General features: G+C 74.9%; 2 protein-coding genes. Both read left to right on the top strand.

The genetic code is table 11. The annotated features are described in order from the left end of the window. The first annotated feature begins 32 nt into the window (after nt 1-32). Entirely contained in the window at nt 33-749 is a 717-nt protein-coding gene (locus tag CR470_RS37960; RefSeq protein WP_097872291.1) for a lysoplasmalogenase, read from the top strand. Nucleotides 750-771: 22 nt separating this feature from the next. Further along, nucleotides 772-1,326 (top strand): alcohol dehydrogenase catalytic domain-containing protein (locus CR470_RS37965; protein WP_179892526.1); only part of this gene is annotated, 555 nt, incomplete at its 3' end.

A 1,326-nucleotide genomic window follows, 5' to 3' on the forward strand; every position in this document is an offset into this window, starting at 1 on the left:
GCCTCCGCCGCCCCGGCCCCGGAAGGCACCCCGTGACCTCCACCGCGTCGCGTCCCGGCGGCACCGGGCGCGGCGCACGCGCCGAGCGCTTCGCCCGCCCCGTGCTCCTCGCCTTCCTCCTCACCGCCGCGGTCGACCTGACCGGGCTCCTCGCCGGGGCCGAGGCCGTCCACCTGGTCGCCAAGCCGCTGCTGATGCCGCTGCTCGCCGGGTACGCGGCACTCCGCGGCGGACCCCGACTGCTCGTCGCGGCCCTGCTGTTCGGATGGGGCGGCGACGTCTTCCTGCTCGCCGACAACGACCTGGCCTTCCTCGTCGGCATGGGCTCCTTCGCCGTCGGCCATGTCTGCTACCTGACCCTGTTCGGCCGCGACCGGGCCCGTGCGCCGCTGGCCACGGCGGCCGGATACGCCCTCGTCCTGGTCGTCTTCCTCGTGCTGATCTGGCCCGACCTCCCGGCGGACCTGCGCGCCCCGCTGACCGGCTACAGCCTGCTGCTCACCGCCATGGCCTGGCGGGCGGGCGTGTTCGGCCCGTACGCGGCGGCCGGCGGGGCGCTCTTCCTGATCTCCGACGCCCTCATCGCCACCGGCATCGCAAAATGGCCGCAGGCGCCCGCCCCCGACTTCTGGGTGATGCTCACCTACATCGCCGCCCAGGCGCTGCTGACCCTCGGGGTGCTCACGGCGGCCCCGGCCGGGGGAACCGGGCGAACCGGGGCGTACCGTGAACGGGGTACCAGCATCTGAGACCGGCAAGGACCCCGAACGTATGCGCGCCACCGTCATCCACGCCCCCCACGACATCCGGGTGCGGGAGGTGCCGGACCCGGGGATCCAGCAGCCCACCGACGTGGTGCTCAGGGTCCTGCGGGCCTGCATCTGCGGCAGCGACCTGTGGGCCTACCGGGGCGAGTCCGCCCGGCGGCCCGGTCAGCGCATCGGCCACGAGTTCCTCGGCGTCGTCGAGGAGGCGGGACCCGGCGTCAACGGCTTCGCCGTCGGCGATCTGGCCGTCGCCCCGTTCGTCTGGTCCGACGGCACCTGCACCTACTGCGCCGAGGGCCTCACCACCTCCTGCCCCGAGGGTGGCTTCTGGGGCTCGGTCGGCCCGGACGGCGCGCAGTCGGACGGCGGCCAGGGCGAGGCCGTCCGCGTCCCCCACGCCGACGGCACCCTGGTCAAGCTCCCGGCCGCCGCCGCGTCCGACGACCGCCTGCTCACCGGTCTGCTGGCGCTCTCCGACGTCCTGGGCACCGGCCACCACGCCGCCGTCGGCGCGGGCGTCGGTCCGGGCCTGTCTCTTATACACATCTCTGAGCGGGCT

Source organism: Streptomyces sp. rh34, assembly GCF_002551245.1.
Taxonomy (GTDB): domain Bacteria; phylum Actinomycetota; class Actinomycetes; order Streptomycetales; family Streptomycetaceae; genus Streptomyces.